The organism is Nocardioides nanhaiensis (assembly GCF_039542785.1).
In the GTDB taxonomy this organism is placed as follows: domain Bacteria; phylum Actinomycetota; class Actinomycetes; order Propionibacteriales; family Nocardioidaceae; genus Nocardioides; species Nocardioides nanhaiensis.
The window spans coordinates 794522-815992 of the sequence record NZ_BAABIM010000002.1; the positions used below are offsets into that span (position 1 = coordinate 794522).

The window sequence follows — 21471 nt, forward strand, 5'->3', positions numbered from 1 at the left end:
TCACGGCATCGACTTCCTCTCCCGCTCCGTGCGCACGCGGATCGAGGAGATCGCCGCCGACGCGACCGTGAGCATCTGGGAGCAGATCGACTCCTACGGTGCCTCCGCCGACGGCAACCTCCAGGCCGAGGTGCAGACCCACTGCCACCAGGTCGTCTCGGCCTTCCTCGGCAGCCTCGACTCGCGCCGCGACCCGACCCGGGCCGACTTCCCGTGGACCGGTCGCCACGCGATGCGCCGCGTCGACCTCGGCATCCCCCTCCCCGACTTCACCAAGGCCTTCCGGGTCGGGCAGATCACCATGTGGGACCGCGTGCTCGACGTCGTCGAGGACCACCCCCAGACCAAGGACTCCGCCCTCTCGATCGCCGGCCAGCTGATGCGCACCATCGAGGTCGGCAGCTCCGCGGCCGCCGAGGCCTACCTGGAGGCCCAGCAGTTCACGCTCGCCGACCAGACCCGCCTCGCCCGCGACCTGCTCGACGACCTGCTCGAGGGCCGCCCGCCCACGGTCGCCCGGCGGCTCGAGATGCTCGCCGACGTCGGCATCGCCGAGGGCCAGCAGCTCGTCGTCGCCGTCGGCTCCTACGCGGTGCCCGACGACGAGACCGGCACCCGTGCGGGTCACGCGATGCTGCGCACCGCCCTCAACAACCCCGGCCGCGGCCTCACCGTGGCACGCCACGACGAGGTGGTGGCGGTGCTGCCCGTCGACGTCGGGGGCGAGGAGAAGGTGCTGGCGCGGATGCGGGCGTCGGTGGCCTCGCTGGCCGGGCACGGCGTCTTCCCGTGCGTGGGCGTCAGCTCGGTGCGCACCGGCCTGACCGACGTGCCCGACGCCTACGAGGAGGCCTGCCTGGCCCGGCGCTCGCTGCGCGGGCGCACCGGCGTGCAGTCGCTCTCCACCATGTCGACCCTCGACTACCTGGTGCAGACCCACGACCGCACGGCGCGGCGCCTCGTGCGGCCCGAGGTGCGCGCCTTCGTGCAGGAGGACCTCGCCGCCGGCGGCACGTTCGTGGCCACCCTGCGCCAGTACGTGGCCTGCGACCTCAACGCCAAGCTGGCCGCGCTGCAGCTGCACGTGCACGCCAACACCGTCTACTACCGCCTCGAGCGGATCTCCGAGCGCACCGGCTGCGACGTGCGGCGGGTGGAGTCGATCATCGACCTGCTGATCGCCGTGAGCATCATCTCGGGGTCGCGGGACTGACCCGCAGCACGCCGGGCCGCACGCTGGGCCCACCCGACAGACCGCTCACAGGTTCCTCTCACCGAACCCTCATCCACCGCCCCTACGGTCGTGTGCCATGGAGGTCTCGCAGCTGCTCACCCGACCCGAGGCGCCCCGCGTGGCCCTCGTCGTCAACGCCGGCTCGCGCCGTGGGCGCGACGCGCTGACCCAGGCCCGCGAGCTGCTGGCCGACGCCGGGGTGCCCGTGCAGGCGCACGCGGTGGGAAGCGGCCTGGACCTGGAGCCGACGCTCGACGCCGTCGTCGCCACCCGCCCCGACCTGCTCGTCGTCGGCGGTGGCGACGGGACGGTGGGGGCCGCCGCCGGTCGCGTGGCCGGCTCCTCCACGGTGCTCGGCGTGCTGCCGCTCGGCACCGCCAACGACTTCGCCCGCACCCTCGGCATCCCCAGCCACCTCCCGGCGGCGGTCACCGAGCTGCTGCACGGCCGGGTCGTCGACGTCGACCTGGGCGCAGCGAACGACCGCACGTTCCTCAACGTGGCCTCGCTCGGGCTCTCGGTGGGCGTCACCGAGCGGCTGACCCCGCGCCTCAAGCGCCGCCTGGGCCCGCTCGCCTACCCCGCTGCCACCCTGCGCGCCTACCGCCACCACCAGCCGTTCGCGGCGGTGCTGGAGTTCCCCGACGGCGACCACACCGCGCTCGCCCTCGAGGACCTCATGCAGGTGGCGGTCGGCAACGGGCGCCACTACGGCGGCGGCAACAGCATCTCCCCCACCGCCGGCCTCGACGACGACCTGCTCGACGTCTACGCCATCACCCGCGGCCGCCTGCGCGACCACGTCTCGATCGCCCGCTTCCTCAAGGACGGCACCTTCATCGAGCACGAGCGGGTGCTGCACCTGACCACGCGCCGCGTGCGCGTCGTCACCGACCCGGCGCGCCCGGTCAACCTCGACGGCGAGATCGCCTCCGCCACCCCGGTGGAGTTCTCCGTGCGCCGCAACGCGCTGCACGTCGCCGTGCCGGCGCGCTCCGAGGCGGCTCGGCTCGACGGGCCCGACTGGCAGGCACTCGCCACCTCGTAGCCTGGGCCGCGTGCTGGGACGCTTCGAGGAGGTGCGACGGCTGCGCCCGGTCGACCTCGTGCGGCCCGTGGCCGGTCCCCTGCCCGCCGTACCCTGCCTCGCCGTAGCACAGCCCGTCGCCGGGGCCGCCACCCGCACCGGATGGCGCGCCGAGGACGGCACCGAGATCGCCGCACACCTGGACCGAGACGGCGTCCGACTCGAGGTGCGGCTCGCCGGGGTGGCTGAGACCCACCGGCACCGCAGCCGTCGCCACGGACGACCGGAGGCGGCGCCGGACTCGCTCGCCCTCACCCTCACCGGACCGCACCTGGTGGCCTGGACGCTGGAGGCCGGCCGGTGGCGGGTGCGCGCCCGGGTCGATCTCGCCGTCGACCACGGCGTCGAGGTCCACCGGGAGGACTGGCTGGCCTCGCTGCGACCCGACGCCGCGCAGCACGGCCTGTTCGGGCAGGTGGGGCTGCGCGACCTGCGCCTGGTCACCGAGGCGGACGGCACTGCCTACCGCGCTCCCGACCTGCCGGCGGACCACGTGCTGCTCACCGCCACCAGCGCCGGCCCCGGTGCGTTCAGCAGCGGGCACTGCTCGGTGTGGGCGCTCGACACCGCCCGCCTCGAGCTCACGCACCGCGCCGACCTGTTCTTCCGGCGCCGCGGTGCGGCGGGGACGGGTGTCTTCGGGGACCACGCCGTGCACCTGCTGCACCACGAGGGTCAGTGGCTGGTGGCCGCGAGCACGTGGGGCGACTTCGACAAGCGACGCCCTGGCGCCTCGGTCGGCGTCACGCTCGCGGAGTCCTCCGCCGACCTGACCCAGGGCGTGCACCTGCTGGACTCCTCGCCCCTCCCGCTCCCCACCGACGGGCTGACGTCGGTCGGGGTCTGGGACCCGCACCTCGTGCTCGACGACGACCGGTGGCTCGTGGGCTACGTGAGCGCTTCGCGGTTCTTCCGCTTCCACCCCGTGCTCGCCGAGGGCCCTGCTCTGGACCGGCTCGCCCTGCGTGCGGCGGCCGCACGGCGCACCGCCACCGAGGGCACCACCCTGCACCGCGACCCGCGTGTCGGTGACGGGTGGCTCGTGCTCGCCAGCGACGGCCGCGACGGACGGCGTGGTCAGCGCGAGCGCTACCCGGTCTTCGACCTCGACCTGACCGAGATCGGTGCTCTCGACGCCCCCTACCCCACCAACATCCCCTGGCCGACCCTCGTCCCCTCCTCCGCCGGCCTGCTGATGGTCGGCTTCGACACCACCCCCTCGGGCGGTCCGCTCGTCGGCTACGGCAGCCACGGCGACGTCGTCCTCGCTCGGCAGGTAGCGACTGCTCGGACTGCTGGTTGAGGTGCGAGGAGCGCCAGCTGCCCCTGCTGGTTGAGGTGCGAGGAGCGCCAGCGACGAGCCTCGAAACCCAGCGAGCCGAGAAGCAGCCTGAGAACCGGCACCGTTCGTGACGGGCGGTCGGTGGTCCGGACCGACAGCGACGACGGCGAGCGCCGCGGTGGGTCACGGAGGGCGGCCGCCTTCCGCTGGTCCAGTAGCCGGGTGGCGACGCCACCCACCGGTGGTCGAGTAGCCGGGTGGCGAGCTTGCGAGACACCTGGCGTGCTCGATGCGAGACCCCCGCACACGACCGCCCGCCTCAGCCACTCGCTCACGTATGCCACAAACTGTTACCGGTTTGTTCCTCAGCGTCCGGTGGATAAACCACCGATTCCGAGCCATGAGTGTCGGTGGTCAGTGCTTGAGTAGACCCATGACCACCACCGCTCCCGACCTCGCCGAGGTCCTCGCACGCGAGGAGCGCGAGCGCGGTGAGCGTGAGGAAGCGTTGCGGATGGTGCGCTCGGCGAGGAGCAACCGGATGCGTTCGGAGGTGGACGAGCTGCGGATGATCGTGGAGTGGGCCAAGGTCAACCGTCTCGATGCCGACCACCTCGAGGGCGAGGCCGACCCCGACGCCGTGATGAGCGACGAGCAGGTCGCCGAGCTCGAGGCCGCGCTGGGTGACCAGGGGTTCTGCGACCGCTGGCTCTCGGTCGCCGGTCCGGGTGCGCCCGTCGTCAGTGAGTTCGCGGTCATGGAGCTCGCCTCCACCCTGAGCATGGGCACCGACGCCGGACTGACCCTGGTCGGACGGGTCCTGGAGCTCAAGTACCGCCTCCCGCGGCTCTACCGGCGGGTGGAGGAGCTGGGCGTGCCGGTGTGGAAGGCCTTCGAGCTGGCCGACCTCACGACGCCGCTCTCGGCCGAGGCGGCCGAGCACGTGGACCGGCAGGTCGAGGCCGTCGCAGGCAAGATCGGCAAGCGCCAGATGGAGTGCCTGGTCGCCGAGACCCAGGCCCGGTTCGACCCCGACGCCGCAGCCCAGGCCGAGAAGAAGAAGCGCGAGCGCCGGTTCTTCGACATCGGCGAGTCCCGCAGGACCCCCGACATCGCCGGGACCCTGGAGTCGCTGGCCGGCACCGTCGAGGTCACCGGTTGCCTGGACGCCGCGGACGCCGCGGACCTGGAAGCCGCTATCCACCACACCGCCCGCGCGCTGGGCAAGGCCGGCTGTGAGGACTCGCTGGACGTCCGCCGCGCCGCCGCCGTCGGGGAGCTCGCCCGCAACCAGCTCTCCCTCGACCTCGAGACCGGCGAGATCCACGAGCCATCGGCCCACACCGGCCGCGCGATCGAGCTGGTGGTGCACCTCTCCGACGAGGCGTTCACCGCCGCCGGGTTCATGGTCGGCCGCCTCGAGAGCACCCAGACCCCGGTGAGCGCCGAGGTGATCCGCGAGTGGTGCGGCACCGCCGGCCGCATCACCGTGCGGCCCGTGATCGACCTCAACGGTGCGGTCCACGTCGAGCAGTACGAGGTCCCCGACCGGATCAAGCAACGCACCCGGTGGACCGACCTCCGCTGCGTCTACCCGCACTGCAACCGCCCCGCCGACCGCTGCGACTGCGACCACACCCAGCCCTACGACGAGGGCGGCGCGACCTGCACCTGCAACCTCGCACCCCTCTGCCGACGGCACCACCGGTTCAAGACCCACGGCGCCGTCACCTACCGCCGACTCGGACCCGGCGCCTACGAGTGGGAGTTCCAGACCGGGATGACCATCGTCCGCGACCACCTCGGCACCCATGAGCCCCAGTGGCCCAAGCCCCCACCACCGGACGATTTCGACATCGAACCATCGGACGACCCAGTCCTCGACCGCCCCTCCCCGCTGATCGAGTAGCGCCGTCCCGAGGAACGAGGGACGGCGCGTACCGAGATCCCGCACCCGAGCGTCCTCCCGCAACCCGCGAGGGCCACACGGCAGGGTCCATCTAGTCTTCGCAATGTGTCCAGCGAATCGATCGCCGAGGCCTTCGATCGGGCGCGATGCACCGGGCACCTGCATGCCATCCGGCTCGACGGACGTGACGAGGTGGGGTCCGGGGCAGATGATCCCGTGAATCCTGCATCGGTCATCAAGGTGCTGCTCGCCCTTGCCTGCGGTGAGCTGGACGGCAGTCAGCGCCTGCGTCTCGGAGATGCCGAACGCACTCCTGGGCCGGTGGGACTGTCGTTGTTCCGGGACGAGGCCGAGCTCTCGGTCCGAGACGCCGTGACCCTCATGCTGACCATCAGCGACAACGTGGTGACTGATGCCCTCTACCGGTTGGTCGGACCTCAGCGGCTCCGTGGGCTCGCGGACGCCCTCGGTCTCCGCGCCACACGCATGGAGTGTTCGCTGGGCGACCTGATCGCGAGGCACGACGTCTCGGCGGACGGCCCCCTCAGCACGACCGGACGCGACCAGACCACGTTGTTGCGGGCTGTCTGGGCGGAGCCGGCCGCGGCTCCCGTTCGTTGGGCGATGCAGCGTCAGCTGACTCGTGACCGGCTGGCGGCCGGCTTCGGTGGCCGCGCCGAGGTCGCGGCCAAGAGCGGCGGTCTCTTCGGCGTGTGGCGCAACGAGGTCGGGGTGGTCACGCTGGCGGACGGCTCGGCGTACGCGGTGGCCGTCTTCGCCCGAGCGCTCGAACCGCCGCTCGATCCGTGGGCGGCGAACGCAGCGATCAGCCAGGCCGCTGTGACAGCGGTCGACTCGCTGCGATGACCCTTTCCCCGGTGTCACCCGCCATGCCTCTCCGCGGGCTCGCCTGCGACCCATGCAGAGATGCGAGCCTCCGGTTCCCACGGGGTGCCACCTTCGTGACACTCTGTCGATGTGGCATCTCGTTCCGCCGACGTGGCTGCCGAGCGGCCGTTCTACGCCCGACACGCCGACGCCTACGACGCGTTGGTCTCGGACCCGGTCGAGCCGTGGGTAGAGGCTGCTGATGCGTCACTGCGGGCCGCAGGATTCAGCACCGCACAGGTGCTTGACGCTGGTTGTGGCACCGGGCGCCACGCTGCTGCACTGATAGAGCGCGGGCACCACGTCACCTTGCTCGACGCCTCGGAGGCGTTGATCACGATCGCCCGCAGGCGCTGTCCCGACGCACCTGCTGTCGTGACAGATCTCTGCGACCCCGCCATCGGCGGAGCGTTCGATGCCGTCATCGCCCGAGGCGTCCTCAACGACCTGCTGACCGATGACGAGAGGGCGGGTGCGCTCGACGCCTTCGCACGACTCACCCGCCGCGGCGGTGTCCTGGTGCTCGACGTGCGGGAGGCCGCGATGTCCCAGCACCGAGCGGATGGAACCTGGCGCACGGCGGGCGTCGATCTGCAGGACGGCTCGACGCTGCGGTTCGTCAGCCGACCGACATGGCACGACGGACGCATCGTGGTGCAGGAACGCCACGAGCTCACTGGCGACCGTGGCGAGGCACCGGAGGTGAGCGAGTTCCTCTTCGAGATGCGTCCGTGGACGCGTGGCGAGATGCAGCGGCGGTTGGACAGCGCGGGCTTCAGGAGTATCGAGATGCGCGAGGGAGTCGGGCGACGCTCGCCGGACCGGCTTCTTGTCAGCGCACGACGCTAGCGCGACCCGGCCTGCCGCGCAGCGCACTCCGTCCGACCACCTACCGGGAGCTCAGTCGGCGACCGGAGCCGGTGAATGCGGTTGCGGCACCGAAGCGGTCTCCGCTGTGCTGGTCCGCATGACGATCTCCGTCCGGCCTGCCACCGACGCCGACTGGCCCTGCATCTGGCCGATCATCCTGGAGATCGCGGCCTCTCAGGACACCTTCGCGATGGAGGCGACGCCCAGCGAGTGTGCGATGCGTGCGTCGTGGATGACGCAGCCCCCTGGCCGGGTCGTCGTCGCAATCGACATCGTGGGACAGGTCCTGGGCACTGCCAACATGTACGCCAACCGTCCGAACCAAGGCTCGCACGTCGCCTCCGGCTCGCTCATGGTGGCGGCCCCGGCGAGAGCCCGCGGCGTCGGTCGGGCGCTCGTGCGAGACATGGTCGCGTGGGCGACCGGGTACGGCTTCCGCGGCATCCAGTTCAACGCTGTGGTGGCCTCGAACCAGCGCGCCGTCCGGCTCTACGAGTCCGAAAGCTTCCGGGTCGTCGGAGCCGCACCTGGTGGCTTCTTGCACCCCACGCTGGGGTTCGTGGACCTCCTCGTCCTCTGGCGGGACCTGCCGTGAGGCTCGGCAGACGCCGACGGGCGCGGCCCGCCGAAGCGGACCGCGCCTGTCAGGGTCGTGCGGTGGGTCAGCCGGCCGTCACCCGTTGAAGGACGGCTGCGACTGCGGGTTGAAGGAGCCCTTGTACTTCTGGGCCTTCTTGATCGCCTTGTCGTTCAGCTTCAGCACGTCCAGGCCCTTCTGGATGTCGTTGCTGTAGATGTAGCCGTTGTACCAGTACGCCGACCACGAGCCGCCGAGCACGAGACGGTCCGCGGAGAGGGCGCCGCGGTCGAACCAGGCGATCTCCTTGGGCTTGCGGGAGTTGGTGAAGTCGTAGACGGAGATGCCGCCCTGGTACCAGGCCTGGACCATCAGGTCCTTGCCCTTGACGGGGATCAGCGAGCCGTTGTGGGCCACGCAGTTCTCGGTGTTGGACTGGGTGCGCTTGATCTTGTAGTAGCTGCGGAACTCCAGCTGGCCGGCGACGATGTCGTAGATGCCGTTGGCGCCGCGCTTGGGACCGACCGTCGGGTTGCAGGTGGGGGCGCCGCCGCCGCCGAGCTCGTCGGTGAAGACGACCTTGCGGCCGTTGTTGCTGAACGTCGCGGAGTGCCAGAAGGCGAAGTTCTCGGTGTCGCGCACGACCTCGGTGACGACGGGCTTCTCACGGTCGGAGATGTCCATCAGGATGCCGTCGCCCATGCAGGCACCGGCCGCGATGTCGCGCTCGGGGTAGGCGGTGATGTCGTGGCACCCGCTGGTCGCGGAGTAGGCGGGGGTGGCGCCCTGGGCGCTGCCCGGGTTGCCGCCGTCGGGGAACAGGACCGGCGTCGACTTGAGGATCGCGGCGTCCGGCGCGCTGCGCGGGATCTTCACGATGCTGATCGCGTCGTGCGGGGGCTGGCAGTCGGGGAAGGCCGCGTTGGGGCTGTAGCTGGAGACGTAGACGTACACGTTGCGGCCGTTGTCGTCGGGCGCGAGCGTGTGGGTGTGCGAGCCGCAGGGCGTCTCGACGGCGGCGACGTACTCGGGCTCGGTCGGGTCGGAGATGTCGAAGACCCGGATGCCCTCCCACGACTCCTTGATGGTGGCCGACTGGGCGGTGTTGGTGCAGGTGTCGTTGCTGCGGCTGCTGTCGACGCTGAGCACCAGCAGGTTCTTGTAGACCGAGATGTCGTTCTGCGCACCGGGGCAGACGACCTGCGTGACCGCACGCGGCCGCGTCGGCTTGCTGATGTCGTAGACCGTGAAGCCCTCGTAGTTGCCGGCGTAGGCGTACTTGCCTTGGAAGGCGAGGTCGGAGTTGTAGGCGGTCTCGGCGGCGAACGCTCCGGTCTTGGGCAGGTTCGCGACGAGGCCGAGGTTCTTGCTGCTGGCCTGCGAGCCCGGCGGCAGCACGGTGTCGCTGTCGTCGAGCTTGGCGAACTTGCCGCCCGCCACCGAGCAGCCGGTACCGAACCGGTCACCGGCGGCCTGGAGCTTCTTGACCAGCCCGGGCGGGCAGTCGGCCTGCGCCGCGGCGGCCGCGGTGGCCTCCTCGGCCTGGGAGGAGACGGGGGCGAGGGTGAGGCCCAGGCCCACGGCGCCGAGGACGGCCGCGACGAGCGGGCGGCCGCGACGGCGGGAGGGGTGGCGAGGGGTCGCCGAGGTGATCCGAGACAAGGCACGGTCCTTCCGAGAACAGGCGGTGCACTACTTCGAGGGTCTGTCGTACCGTGAACGCACCATGCTGCACAAGACTCGGGCCTTGATTCTCATCCTGTTCGTGACCTTCGGGCTGGCGCTCGCGGGCTGCTCCGACGCCGGCGGGGGAGGTGATGCCGCGGACCGGCCGTCTCCCGAGGCGACGTCGCAGGCGCCGTCAGCAGGCACGGAGGACGACGTCACCGTGCTGGTGCCCGGTGCCCCCGGCGACGACGCCAGCACCGCGGCGCCCGGCGAGGTCGAGGTAGCCGAGCCGCCGGCGCCCAACGACGCCGACCTGGAGTTCCTGGCGATGATGGTGCCCCACCACGCGCAGGCGGTGGAGATGGCCGAGCTCGCCGACCGCTACGCCACCAGTCGCCCGGTGCGTGCGCTCGCCGACCGCATCCGCGCCGCGCAGGGGCCCGAGATCGTGCTGATGTCCTCGCTGCTCGAGGAGGCCGGGGCGCAGGCGCACGGCGACCACGAGGGTCACGACATGGACGAGATGGAGGGCATGGAGGGGATGGAGGGGATGGAGGGCATGGACGGCATGGACGGGATGGACATGTCCGGCATGCCGGGCATGCTCACCACGCCGCAGCTCGACGCGCTGGCGAAGGCCCGCGGCCGTGCCTTCGACCGGATGTTCCTGCAGCGGATGATCCAGCACCACGAGGGAGCGCTGACGATGGCGGGCGCCGTGGCCGTCGACGGCGTCGACGTGCGGGTCGCCGAGCTGGCGGCCGACATCACGCTGGGGCAGACCGCGGAGATCGACCGCATGCGCGAGCTGCTGGGCTAGACCGACCCGACCGGCTCCCCACGGCGCCCGCGCGTCGGTCCGTGGTGAGGCAGGATGACCGCGGGGGCTCAGCAGCACGCGTGAGTGGGAGCGGGAGGCGGGCATGGCCGAGCAACGCCTCGGTGGTTACGGCACCTCGCCGCCGGATCCCTCCGCCCTCACGCAGCTGCACCGCTACAGCGTCGAGCGCGGGCTGGAGGCGGCCTGGCTCGTCGACATCGACGGCCGCATCACCTACGCCAACACCGAGGCCGCCCGGATCGTCGGGCGCACGCCCGAGGAGCTGGTGGGGCTGAGCATCACCGCGCTGCTCGACGAGGAGGGAGCGCGGCAGTTCGACTTCTACCTCGAGCTCATGCGCACCGGCCATCCCGGGGAGGACTCCGTGGAGGTGCTGCTGCACCGTCCGGACGGCACACCCGTGTGGACGCTGACCTCGTGGCGCCCGCTGCGTGACGACGACGACGAGCTGCTGGGGTGGGGTCACTCGTTCACCGAGTTCTCCGACCACCGACGCCTGATCGACAAGCTGCGACGCCGCGAGCAGCAGCTGGCCTCCGCGCAGGCGGTGGCACACGTGGGCACCTGGGAGATGCGCACCGACACCGGCGAGTTCTGGTGGTCCGACGAGCTCTACCGGATCCTGGGCCGCAACCCCTCCCTCGGGCCCGGTGCCGCCGACCAGGTGCTGGGCTCGATCCATCCCGAGGACCAGCCCTCCCTGCGCCGGCTGCTGGCCCGCTCCTACGTCGGGCACTCCGGGGAGCCGTGGACCGGACGCGTGGTGCGTCCTGACGGCACCGTCCGGTGGGTGCGGATGCGCTGGCTGACCCACCAGTCGTCGCGGGACGACGTCGTGCGCCTCACCGGCACCGTCGAGGACGTCACCGAGCTGACCGAGAGCCACCAGCGCGCCGAGCGGGCGCGCGAGGACCTCCTGATGCTGCAGGAGGTCGCCGAGGCCGCCAACCGGGCGCAGCGCCTCGACCCGCTCCTGGTGCGCGCGCTGGAGTCCGTGACCGCGCACTCGGGATGGCGCGCCCTGGGCTACCACCGTCGAGACCCCGAGAGCACCGCTCCCGCCACCTGGCACCCCCTGACCCCGACGTCCGCGGAGCCGCTGGCGCCCGACCTCGCGTCCGAGGCGTTCACCGGTGCACGCCCCGTCTTCCGACCGCGCGAGGACCTGCCCGGGTTCAGCATCGTCGCCGTCCCGGTGCTGCGCGAGGAGGAGGTGGTGCGCGTGGTCGAGATGTCGGCCACCACCCCGGATCCCTGCGACTACCTGGACCTGGCCAGCCATGCCGCCTCGATCCTCGGGCACGTGGCGGCGCGCGAGCACGTCGCGGCACAGCTGGAGGAGGCCCGTGACGAGGCCCTGGCCGCCTCCGACCACAAGTCGGCCTTCCTGGCCGCGGTGAGCCACGAGCTGCGCACCCCGATGAACGGCGTCATCGGCCTGGCCGACCTGCTGCTGGACACCCACCTCGACGACCACCAGCGCCGGCTCCTCACCCGGTTGCGCAGCACCGGCGACACCCTGGTCGCGCTGATCTCCGACCTCCTGGACTTCTCGGCCATCGAGTCGGGACACCTCGACCTGGCCGACGACGAGCTCGACCCGCGTGCGCTGCTGGACAGGGTCGCCGGGATGCTGGCCGGCCCCGCGGCCGAGCGCGGGCTCGACCTCGCGGCGTGGTGCGACGGCTCCGTGCCGACGACGGTGCGGGGCGACCCGCTGCGCCTCGAGCAGGTGCTGCTCAACCTGGGATCCAACGCGGTCAAGTTCACCGACGACGGACACGTCACGCTCCGGGTCCTCCCGACCATCGACGGGGAGCTGCGCCTGGCGGTCAGCGACACCGGCATCGGCCTCGACCCCGCGGACCGCGAGCGGTTGCTGCAGCCCTTCACCCAGGGCGACGGCTCGACCACCCGGCGCCACAGCGGCTCGGGACTCGGCCTGACGATCGTCGACCGGATCGTGCGGGCGATGGGCGGGCGGCTGGAGATCGACAGCACCCCGGGCACGGGGAGCACCTTCGCGTGCGTCCTGCCCCTGCGCACCGGCTCCGCGCGACCGTCCGCCACCCCTTCGCACCGGGAGCTCGCCGGCACCGAGGTGCTCGTGCTCGGCGAGCGGGCGGCCACCCGCGACGCCCTGACGGAGCGGCTCCGCGGATGGGGGGCCCACGTCGTCGAGCACCGGGTGGACGACGGTCCCGACCCCGACCTGGTGGTGCTCGACCTCGGCGTGCCCGGCGGTTCCGGAGCGTCGCTCTCGGACGACGCCCGGGGCGGACTGCCCTCGCGCTCGCCGCTGCTGCTCCTCGCCGGGCTGCCGGGCGTCCCCGAGGGCGTCGCCGAGTCGCTCGGGGCGCGTGCCGGCCTGGCGACCCCCGTGGGGGACCGCGAGCTGCTCGAGGCGGTGCGGACCGTGGTGCGGGGCGGCTCCACGTCGGAGCAGGCCCCGGAGCCAGCGGTCACCACGACTCCCGAGGCACCGCTGGCGCGCGTCCTCGTCGTCGAGGACGACGCCGTCAACCAGCTGGTCGCACGGGGTTTCCTGGAGCGCCTCGGACTCGAGGTGGAGGTCGCCGCCGACGGCGTCGAGGCGGTCGACCGCGTCACCCGCCCGGGCGCCCCGCCGCTGCACGCGGTGCTGATGGACTGCCGGATGCCGCGCCTGGACGGCTACGGGGCGACCCGCGCCATCCGGGCCGCCCAGGAGTCGCAGCGGGTGCCGATCATCGCGCTCACGGCCTCGGCGGTGGCGAGCGAGCGCCAGCGGTGCCTCGAGGCCGGCATGGACGACTTCCTCACCAAGCCCGTCGACCCCGACGCCCTGGCCCGGGCCCTGGCGCGCTGGATCCCCGGGCTGCAGGAGCGCCCCACCGCGACCGGGCCTCGTGAGGAGCCGCTCCCGGATCCCGACCTGCCCCCGGTGCTCGACCTGACCCGGGTCGAGGCGCTGAGCGAGCTGGTCAAGGACGGCGTGAGCTTCTTCGTGCGCACCCGCGCCTCCTTCCTGGCGCGCGCCGACGACGTGCGGCGCGAGCTGCTGGAGGCGCTCGAGCGGGGTGAGACCGACACCGTCGTCCGCCTCGCCCACAGCCTCAAGGGCGCGGCGGGCAACCTGGGGCTGGAACGGCTGGCCGAGGTGGCCGCCGAGGTCGAGGACCACGCCCGGCACGGCCGCACGGAGTCGGCGCGCGCGGCCCGCTCACGCCTGGGCGAGCAGATGCGTGCCGCCGTCGAGGCGCTGCGGCAGCACCCGGGCTGACCGGCTGGCCCAGCTGGATCGGCCGGGCACCAGCTCAGTCGGCGACGCGCAGCAACGGCCGGACGGCGTTGCGGGCGGCGTGGATGCGCGACTTGACCGTCCCGAGCGGCACCTCGAGCAGCGTGGCGATCTCGTTGTAGTCCAGCTGCTGCACGTCGCGCAGGACCAGCGGCTCCACCAGCTCGGGGTGGTCGGCACCCACCACCTCGAGGGCCTCGAGCAGGTCCAGCCGGCTGCCCGCGATCACGCTGGTGGTGCGCGGGTCGGCCCGCACCGGCAGCTCGTCGGTGGGGTGCTCGGCGCTGCGTCGCTTGAGCGACCGGTAGGTGGTGCGGGCGCTGTTGGAGGCCACGGCGTGCAGCCAGGTGGTGAACCGGCTGCGTCCGGCGAAGGAGCCGATCCGGGTCGCCACCAGCAGCAGCGCCTCCTGCGCGGCCTCCTCGGCGTCCTCGGGGTGCAGCAGCATCCGCCCACAGATCCGGCGCACCCGCGGCTGCACGTGTGCGAGCACGGCCTCGAGGGCATCGCGGTCGCCCGCGGCGGCGCGCAGCGCCAGCGCGTCGAGGTCGTCGGGGGTGATCTCGCCCGGGGCGTCGGTCATCGTCTGGCACGATACCCAGCGTGTCGCTGCCCGAACGTCTCGGTCGGCTCCGGCGGGTCGAGCGGCTCGGGGTCGGCGGGTTCGCCTCCGTCTGGCTCTACCACGACGCCGAGCTGCGCTCCGACGTCGCCGTCAAGGCGCTGGCCGACAACTGGGCGCAGCGGCTCGACGTGCGGGAGCGCTTCGTCGAGGAGGCGCGCATCCTGCGGCGCGCCGACTCCGACCACATCGTGCGGGTCTACGACGTCGGCGAGGCCGACGGCACCCCCTACTTCGTGATGTCCTACGCCGACCGCGGCTCCCTGGGCCCGCTGGTGGAGGCCGGCCGACCGGTCGACCCCGGCCGCGTGCTGGACCTGGTGGAGCAGGCCGCCGACGGCCTGCGGGTGCTGCACGGGCTGGGCGTCGTGCACCGCGACATCACCCCTCACAACCTGCTGCTGCGCACCAGCGGCACCGACGGCGGCGAGCGGTTGCTGGTGGCCGACCTCGGCGTCGCCAAGGCGCTGCTGCACGCCTCGGGGCTCACCCAGGTGGTCGGCACGCCCGCGTACATGGCTCCCGAGCAGGCCACCGGCGAGCCGATCGACGTGCGCGCCGACGTGCACGCCCTCGGCGCCGTGGCCTACCACCTGCTCACCGGGCACCCGGCGCGCCGGGGCTCGGTGGCCGAGGTGGCGCGAGCGCTGCCACCGCGCCCGGCCGACGAGCTGGCCGAGCTGCCGCCCGGCGTCGGTGCCGTGCTCGCGCGCGCACTGGCGCCCGAGCCCGGCCACCGGTGGCCCGACGTCGACGCGTTCGTGCTCGCGCTGCGCGCCGCCGTCCCTGCGGTCGAGGCCGCCCCGCACCGCGTGACGACGGTGTGGCAGGGCGCCGCGGCGCCCCCGCTGGAGGGCACCACCCTGGGCGGGGACGCCGGCCACGCCGGCCGGTCCGTCCGATGGCCGCTGGTGCTGATCAGCCTGCTCGTCGCGGTGGCGTGCTTCGGCGCCGCTTACGCCGCCACCTCGCTGCTCACCTGACCGGCACGTCTGGGCCTACCCTGGTCGCACGGTCGCGCCACCCCTGCGGCCCACCCCGGCCACCCACCCCGTGGCCCCGAGCAGAACGGACGAGACCCGTGCCCGAGACCAGCAGCCCCCGCCACCACCCCGAGGACCTCTTCGAGCTCGCCTCCGAGCACGAGCAGGTGGTCCTCGCCCACGACGCGGCCACCGGGCTGCGCGCCGTGGTGGCCATCCACTCCACCGCGCTGGGCCCCGCCCTGGGCGGCACCCGGTTCTACCCCTACGCGAGCACCGACGACGCCGTGCGCGACGTGCTCGACCTCTCCCGCGGGATGTCCTACAAGGCGGCCCTGGCCGGGTTGGACCTCGGTGGTGGCAAGGCGGTGATCATCGGCGACCCGACCCGGCTGAAGTCCGAGGCCCTGCTGCGCGCCTACGGCCGCTTCGTCCAGTCGCTCGGTGGCCGCTACCGCACCGCCTGCGACGTGGGCACCTACTCCGAGGACATGGACCACGTGGCCCGGGAGTGCGACTACGTGACCGGCCGCACCACCGCGCACGGCGGGGCGGGAGACAGCTCGGTGCTCACCGCCTACGGCGTCTACCAGGGCATGCGCGCCGCCGCCGAGGTCGCCTGGGGCGACCCCGCGCTGGTCGGGCGCACCGTGGGTGTCGCCGGCGTCGGCAAGGTGGGTCGCCACCTGGTGGGCCACCTGCTCGCGGAGGGCGCGACCGTCATCGTCACCGACCCCCACGGTCCCGCGGTCGCCGCGCTGCGCGAGGAGCACCCGCAGGTGCAGGTGGCCGAGAGCACCGAGGCGCTGCTGGCGCTGCCGCTCGACGTCTACGCCCCCTGCGCGCTCGGCGGTGCCCTCACCGACACGGTGGCGGCCACCCTCGGCGCGCGCATCGTGTGCGGAGCGGCCAACAACCAGCTCGCCCACCCCGGCGTCGAGAAGACCCTCGCCGACCGCGGCGTGCTGTACGCGCCCGACTACTGCGTGAACGCCGGCGGCCTGATCCAGGTGGCCGACGAGCTCGACCCCTCCGGCTTCAGCTTCGAGCGCGCCCAGCAGCGCGCCACCGGCATCGGCGCGACGACGAGTGCCATCTTCGCCCGGGCCGCCGAGGACGGCGTCCCGCCGGGCGTGGCCGCCGACCGCCTGGCCGAGCAGCGCATGCGCGAGGTCGGCCGCCTGCGCGGCATCTGGTTGCCCACCACGCACTGACCGTGCCGAGCGGGCGGTCCCGGCGCACGCCGGGACCGCCCGCTCAGGCGGCGTCGTGCTGGTGACTCAGGGCGTCGACGACGTCAGTCGCGACGCGGGTCGTAGTCCGACCACTTCTCGAGCTCCTCCTCGGGGAGTCGCTCGGTGTCGTTCTTGCTGTCGTCACCATGCAGCTCACTGGCAAGCGCGGCGAAGTCCGTCTCGTGAGTCCGGTACTTCAGGTCGCGCGCGACCTTCGTCTGCTTGGCCTTTGCTCGGCCGCGGCCCATAGGGTCCAGCCCCCTCGCACGCTCTGCCGGGGCACCAAGGCCTCCGGGACACCTGAGTTTCGTCGTGATGCTCACGGTACCCGCTCGCCCCAGGTTCCCGCACACCCGCCGCCGTAAATGGGCTACGCCGTCGGCGAAATCACGTGCCGCAGGCCCGCGGGACGGGCCTCACGCCCGCCAGCCCGGGTGCTGGCCCACCATCCGCACGGTGCCCGCCTGCTCGGGGTCGACGGCCACCTCGCCCATCACCCAGGCCTCCAGGCCGTGGCCGGCCAGCACCTCCAGCGCCGGGCCGGCGGCGTCCAGCGCCACGACGGCCACCATGCCGACGCCGCAGTTGAGCGTCGCCTCGAGGTCCTCCTGGCCGACGGCGCCCACCTGGCGCACCAGGTCGAAGACCGGGCCGGGGGTCCAGGTGCCGCGCTCCAGGGCCACCCCCAGCTCCACGGGCATCACCCGGGCCAGGTTCGCGGCCAGGCCGCCGCCCGTCACGTGCGACATCGCGTGCACCTCCACCTGCTCGGCGAGGTCGAGGCAGGTGCGGGCGTAGATGCGGGTCGGGGTCAGCAGCTCCTCGCCGAGGGTGCGGCCCAGCTCGGGCACCTCGCGGTCCAGCTCCCAGCCGGCCTGCGTGAAGAACACGTGCCGCACCAGCGAGTAGCCGTTGGAGTGCAGGCCGCTGGAGCCGATGGCCACGACGGCGTCGCCGGGGCGCACCCGCCCCGGGCCCAGCAGCCGGTCGGCCTCGACGACGCCGGTGGCCGCGCCGGCGACGTCGTACTCCTCGGGGTCGAGGAGGCCGGGGTGCTCGGCGGTCTCGCCACCCACCAGCGCGCAACCGGCCAGCACGCACGCCTCGGCGATGCCCTTGACGATCGCGGCGATCCGCTCGGGCACCACCCGGCCGGTGGCGATGTAGTCGGTCATGAACAGCGGCTCGGCGCCGCAGACCACGAGGTCGTCGACGACCATGCCGACGAGGTCGTGGCCGATGGTGTCGTGGACGTCCATCATCTGCGCGATCGCCACCTTGGTGCCCACGCCGTCGGTGGAGGTGGCCAGCAGCGGCCGCGTGTAGCGGGTCAGCGCCGAGGCGTCGAAGAGGCCGGCGAACCCGCCCAGACCACCGATCACCTCGGGGCGGCTGGCCTTCGCGACCCAGCCCTTCATCAGCTCGACGGCGGTGTCGGCGGCCTCGATGTCGACGCCGGCCTCGGCGTAGGCGGAGGGGGTGACGGGGTCGCTCACGGTGTGGCTCCTGCGGGGCTCGGGTCAGGCCCGGGTCGGTGTCGGGTCAGGGGTTGTTGAGCACCGGCAGCGCCTTGCCCAGGGTGGGCGAGGCGAGGCTGGTCTCCAGCAGGTGCTTGCCCAGCTGGCTCTCGTCGGGCAGCGCCACGGGGTACTCGCCGGTGAAGCAGGCCTGGCACAGCGTCTCGGATGCCTGGCCGGTGGACTGCACCATCCCCTCCAGGGAGATGTAGCCGAGGCTGTCGGCGCCCACGGAGGCGGCGATCTCGTCGACGTCGAGGCCGTTGGCGATCAGCTCGGCGCGGGTGGCGAAGTCGATGCCGTAGAAGCAGGGCCACTTGACCGGCGGCGAGGAGATCCGCACGTGCACCTCGAGCGCACCGGCCTCGCGCAGCATCCGCACCTGCGCCCGCTGGGTGTTGCCGCGCACGATCGAGTCGTCGACGACCACGATGCGCCGCCCGCGGATCATGTGCTCGAGCGCGTTGAGCTTGAGCCGGATGCCGAGCTGGCGCAGGGTCTGGCTGGGCTGGATGAAGGTGCGGCCCACGTAGGCGTTCTTCACGAAGCCCTGGCCGAAGGGGATGCCGCTCTGCTCGGCGTACCCCGCCGCCGCGGGCGTGCCCGACTCGGGCACCGGCATCACCAGGTCGGCCTCGACCGGGAACTGGCGGGCCAGCTCGCGGCCCATCTCGACCCGCGCCTCGTGCACGCTGCGGCCGCTGATGCGCGCGTCGGGCCGGGCCAGGTAGACGTACTCGAAGACGCAGCCCTTGCGGTCGGGCTCGGCGAAGCGGTGGGTGCGCAGGCCCTCGTGGTCGATGACGATCATCTCGCCGGGCTCGACCTCGCGCACCACGCTGGCGCCGATGGTGGCCAGGGCGGCGTCCTCGGAGGCCACCACCCAGCCGCGGTCCAGGCGCCCGAGCACCAGCGGCCGGATGCCCTGGGGGTCGCGGGCGGCGTAGAGGGCGTCCTCGTCCATCCACACGAAGCAGAACGCCCCGCGCAGCTGCGGCAGCACCTCGAGCGCGCGCTGCTCGAGCGTGGTGTCGGGGTGGTGGGCCAGGAGCGCCGTCACGAGGCCGGTGTCGTTGGTGGAGCCCTCCAGCTGGTGGCTGTGGATGTCGAGCTCGCCCTCGTCGGAGGGCAGGTCGGCGACCATCTGCGCCAGCTCGTGGGTGTTGATCAGGTTGCCGTTGTGGCCGAGCGCGATCGAGCCGACAGCGGTCGGGCGGAACGTGGGCTGCGCGTTCTGCCAGGTGCTGGCACCGGTGGTGGAGTAGCGGGAGTGGCCGATGGCCACGTGCCCGCGCAGCGAGGCCAGCGTGGTCTCGTCGAAGACCTGCGAGACCAGGCCCATGTCCTTGTAGACCAGGATCTGGCGGCCGTTGCTGACCGCGATGCCGGCGGACTCCTGGCCGCGGTGCTGCAGCGCGTAGAGCCCGAAGTAGGTCAGGTTGGCGACGTCCTCGCCCGGCGCCCAGACGCCGAAGACGCCGCAGGCGTCCTGCGGGCCGGCGTCGTGGGGGTCGAGCGCGGCCGTGAGGCGACCGTCGCCCCCGGTCCGCCGGGCACGACTGCTCTCGTAGGGCACGGACCGAGTGTAGGAGAACCGGGCGCCGGACCCCGCTTCCGGCCATACAGTGGTGCCTACCCCCCACGGCACCGTCACCCGGCGACGCGCGCCGGGGTCGGCATGGGGAGAGATGAGCAGCACCGAGGCGAGCGCGCGCTACGTCGACATGACGTCGTGGTCCGACGCCGCCTCCCGCGAGACCCTCGACCTGATCGCCGCCTCCGCGCTGGAGCTGGTCGACTTCCGGGTCGCCTGCATCTCCATCGTGCTCGACGACCTGCTGGTGGCGGTCTCGGTGGCGGGCGACCCGGCCGCCCGCGAGCAGCTGCTGGGGTCGGCCTACCCGGTCGAGCGGCTGCGTCGCGAGCTCGACAGGGCCCAGGTCTGGGGGCGCTTCCGCTTCCTGCCCGAGGAGCGCTACGACGCCCGCGCCACCGACGCGATGTGGGTGCCGGACCTCGTGCCCCTGGGCGGCGAGGACGCCTGGCGCCCGCTCGACCTGCTCGCCGCGCCGCTCCTGGACGCGGACGGCGGGTGGATCGGCGTCATGTCGATCGACCTGCCGATCAGCGGGCGGCGCCCCGGCGCCGACCAGCGCCGCCTGCTGGAGCGCTACGCCGCGCAGGCCGAGCGGGCCGTGCAGCTGGCCCTGGACCGGGCGGAGATCGCCGAGCAGATCCGCCTGGCCGAGACCGCACGCGCCCTGGTGCGCGTCTCGGCGGGCGACGCGAGCGCGGCGCAGGTGCTGCGCGAGGTCCGCGGGGCGCTGCTCGAGGGCTACCGCGCCCACGCCCTGTGGATGCTCGTCGACGACGGGACCGGCTCGACGTTCAACGTCCGGGCCGGACTGCCGGGACACCTGCTCGCCACCGACCATCCCGCCGTCCGCGCCGTCGACCAGCTCTCGCGCCGGCTGTGGGAGGAGCAGTCCGTCGCCGTCATCGGCGCCGAGGCCCCCACCTCGACCCCGCTCCTGGGGCCGGAGGACCTCGCGACCGTCGTCGAGCAGATGAGCGAGCGCGGGCAGGCGACGATGCTCGTGGCGCCGCTCGGTGCCGGCGAGGCGTACTTCGGCATGCTCGCGCTCACCCGCAAGCCCGGCGGTCGACCGTGGTCGGCGGTGGAGTCCGCGGGCGCCCTCGACATCGGCCGGGACCTCGGCTCGGCGATCCTCGACGCCCGCGCCTTCGAGCGGGAGCGGCGGCTGGCCCAGGAGCTGCGCGAGCTCGACACCTACAAGAGCCGGCTCATCGCCACCGTCTCGCACGAGATCAAGACACCGCTGATGGCGATCGCCAGCCACCTGGAGATGCTCGACCAGACCGACGACCCGCTGCCCGACCCCACCCGCTCCTCCCTCGAGGCCATGGACCGGGGCACCCGTCGGCTCGGCCGGGTGGTGGACGACCTGCTCACCCTGGCGCGACTGGCCGACCCCGTGGGCCGGGGCGAGCAGGCCGGGCCGGTCGACCTCGTCGGCGTGGTGGCCGAGGTGCTCGACGAGGTGGCGACCCGCGCCGAGAACCACGGCGTCGCGCTGCACGTGGATGCCCGCTCGGGGTCCACGGACGTGCCCGGCACGACGCGCGACCTGCGCCAGGTGGTGGCGCAGCTGCTGGACAACGCCATCGGCTACAGCCGCCCCGGCGGCAAGGTGAGCGTCACCGTGGAGCACCCCGGCAGCCACGTCGAGCTCACCGTGGCCGACCGCGGGATCGGCATCGAGCAGCACGAGCTGCCCGAGGTCTTCACCGAGTTCTGGCGCAGCCCGCACCCCCGGGTGCGCGCCGCCGTGGGCACCGGGCTCGGCCTCACGATCGTCCAGCGCGTGGCCGAGCGGTGGGGTGGCGCCGTCGAGATCTCCTCGCGCCCCGGGTGGGGGACCACCGTCGTCGTCCGGCTCCCGGCGGCCTGACAGCG

Annotated in this window: 17 protein-coding genes; 12 read left to right on the forward strand and 5 right to left on the reverse strand. The window is 73.1% G+C overall.

Translation table 11 applies throughout. From position 1 onward, the window contains the following. Positions 1-28: 28 nt before the first annotated feature. The 7 genes from ABD948_RS11940 to ABD948_RS11970 all read left to right on the forward strand — a co-directional run bounded on the left by ABD948_RS11940 (position 29) and on the right by ABD948_RS11970 (position 7865). On the forward strand, positions 29-1213 hold the full coding sequence (locus tag ABD948_RS11940; protein ID WP_345266009.1) for a PucR family transcriptional regulator: 1185 nt from the start codon (positions 29-31) through the stop codon (positions 1211-1213). A 97-nt stretch (positions 1214-1310) separates the two neighbouring features. Continuing rightward, the gene (locus tag ABD948_RS11945; RefSeq protein WP_345266011.1) at positions 1311-2282 is read left to right on the forward strand and encodes a lipid kinase; all 972 of its coding nucleotides are present in this window, start codon (positions 1311-1313) and stop codon (positions 2280-2282) included. Positions 2283-2292: 10 nt separating this feature from the next. Next, complete coding sequence (locus tag ABD948_RS11950; RefSeq protein ID WP_345266013.1) at positions 2293-3624, forward strand: hypothetical protein; 1332 nt, start codon at positions 2293-2295, stop codon at positions 3622-3624. A 412-nt stretch (positions 3625-4036) separates the two neighbouring features. Beyond that, a complete protein-coding gene (locus ABD948_RS11955; RefSeq protein ID WP_345266015.1) occupies positions 4037-5512 on the forward strand; it encodes an HNH endonuclease signature motif containing protein in 1476 nt (491 codons plus the stop codon). A gap of 105 nt (positions 5513-5617) precedes the next feature. Beyond that, a complete protein-coding gene (locus ABD948_RS11960) occupies positions 5618-6379 on the forward strand; it encodes a serine hydrolase (protein ID WP_345266017.1) in 762 nt (253 codons plus the stop codon). A 111-nt stretch (positions 6380-6490) separates the two neighbouring features. Continuing rightward, a complete protein-coding gene (locus ABD948_RS11965) occupies positions 6491-7249 on the forward strand; it encodes a class I SAM-dependent DNA methyltransferase (RefSeq protein WP_345266019.1) in 759 nt (252 codons plus the stop codon). Positions 7250-7355: 106 nt separating this feature from the next. Next, positions 7356-7865: a GNAT family N-acetyltransferase gene (locus ABD948_RS11970; protein ID WP_345266021.1), complete on the forward strand. Its 510-nt coding sequence runs from the start codon at positions 7356-7358 to the stop codon at positions 7863-7865. A 78-nt stretch (positions 7866-7943) separates the two neighbouring features. On the opposite strand, the gene ABD948_RS11975 is transcribed toward ABD948_RS11970, so the two are convergent. Continuing rightward, complete coding sequence (locus tag ABD948_RS11975) at positions 7944-9509, reverse strand: LVIVD repeat-containing protein (RefSeq protein WP_345266023.1); 1566 nt, start codon at positions 9507-9509, stop codon at positions 7944-7946. An 85-nt stretch (positions 9510-9594) separates the two neighbouring features. Here ABD948_RS11975 and ABD948_RS11980 point away from each other — a divergent pair, with 85 nt between their 5' ends. Both ABD948_RS11980 and ABD948_RS11985 read left to right on the forward strand, forming a co-directional pair. Then, complete coding sequence (locus ABD948_RS11980; RefSeq protein WP_345266025.1) at positions 9595-10335, forward strand: DUF305 domain-containing protein; 741 nt, start codon at positions 9595-9597, stop codon at positions 10333-10335. A gap of 103 nt (positions 10336-10438) precedes the next feature. Further along, entirely contained in the window at positions 10439-13618 is a 3180-nt protein-coding gene (locus tag ABD948_RS11985; RefSeq protein ID WP_345266027.1) for an ATP-binding protein, read from the forward strand. Between the two features lie 34 nt (positions 13619-13652). Here ABD948_RS11985 and ABD948_RS11990 read toward each other — a convergent pair whose 3' ends face one another. Then, positions 13653-14219, reverse strand: a complete 567-nt coding sequence (locus ABD948_RS11990; protein WP_345266029.1) for an RNA polymerase sigma factor — start codon at positions 14217-14219, stop codon at positions 13653-13655. A 20-nt stretch (positions 14220-14239) separates the two neighbouring features. On the opposite strand from ABD948_RS11990, the gene ABD948_RS11995 reads away from it, so the two are divergent. Both ABD948_RS11995 and ABD948_RS12000 read left to right on the forward strand, forming a co-directional pair. Continuing rightward, a complete protein-coding gene (locus tag ABD948_RS11995) occupies positions 14240-15241 on the forward strand; it encodes a serine/threonine-protein kinase (protein WP_345266031.1) in 1002 nt (333 codons plus the stop codon). Between the two features lie 98 nt (positions 15242-15339). Next, a complete protein-coding gene (locus tag ABD948_RS12000) occupies positions 15340-16455 on the forward strand; it encodes a Glu/Leu/Phe/Val family dehydrogenase (protein WP_345266033.1) in 1116 nt (371 codons plus the stop codon). An 83-nt stretch (positions 16456-16538) separates the two neighbouring features. Here ABD948_RS12000 and ABD948_RS12005 read toward each other — a convergent pair whose 3' ends face one another. The 3 genes from ABD948_RS12005 to purF all read right to left on the reverse strand — a co-directional run bounded on the left by ABD948_RS12005 (position 16539) and on the right by purF (position 19569). Then, entirely contained in the window at positions 16539-16724 is a 186-nt protein-coding gene (locus ABD948_RS12005) for a DUF3073 domain-containing protein (RefSeq protein ID WP_345266799.1), read from the reverse strand. Between the two features lie 168 nt (positions 16725-16892). Beyond that, positions 16893-17972 (reverse strand): phosphoribosylformylglycinamidine cyclo-ligase, encoded by a 1080-nt coding sequence (gene purM, locus ABD948_RS12010; RefSeq protein ID WP_345266035.1) that lies wholly within the window; start codon positions 17970-17972, stop codon positions 16893-16895. A gap of 46 nt (positions 17973-18018) precedes the next feature. Further along, positions 18019-19569: an amidophosphoribosyltransferase gene (gene purF, locus ABD948_RS12015; RefSeq protein WP_345266037.1), complete on the reverse strand. Its 1551-nt coding sequence runs from the start codon at positions 19567-19569 to the stop codon at positions 18019-18021. 112 nt (positions 19570-19681) lie between these two features. Between purF and ABD948_RS12020 the strand changes: the two genes are divergently transcribed. Beyond that, entirely contained in the window at positions 19682-21466 is a 1785-nt protein-coding gene (locus ABD948_RS12020; RefSeq protein ID WP_345266039.1) for a sensor histidine kinase, read from the forward strand. Positions 21467-21471 lie beyond the last annotated feature (5 nt).

What these genes read in the sequence shown, in the direction of transcription:
- ABD948_RS12005 (WP_345266799.1), bottom strand. Translation starts at nt 16,724, where the DNA reads ATGGGCCGCGGCCGAGCAAAGGCCAAGCAGACGAAGGTCGCGCGCGAC.
- ABD948_RS11990 (WP_345266029.1), bottom strand. Translation starts at nt 14,219, where the DNA reads ATGACCGACGCCCCGGGCGAGATCACCCCCGACGACCTCGACGCGCTG.
- ABD948_RS12020 (WP_345266039.1), top strand. Translation starts at nt 19,682, where the DNA reads ATGAGCAGCACCGAGGCGAGCGCGCGCTACGTCGACATGACGTCGTGG.
- ABD948_RS11945 (WP_345266011.1), top strand. Translation starts at nt 1,311, where the DNA reads ATGGAGGTCTCGCAGCTGCTCACCCGACCCGAGGCGCCCCGCGTGGCC.
- ABD948_RS11985 (WP_345266027.1), top strand. Translation starts at nt 10,439, where the DNA reads ATGGCCGAGCAACGCCTCGGTGGTTACGGCACCTCGCCGCCGGATCCC.
- ABD948_RS11955 (WP_345266015.1), top strand. Translation starts at nt 4,037, where the DNA reads ATGACCACCACCGCTCCCGACCTCGCCGAGGTCCTCGCACGCGAGGAG.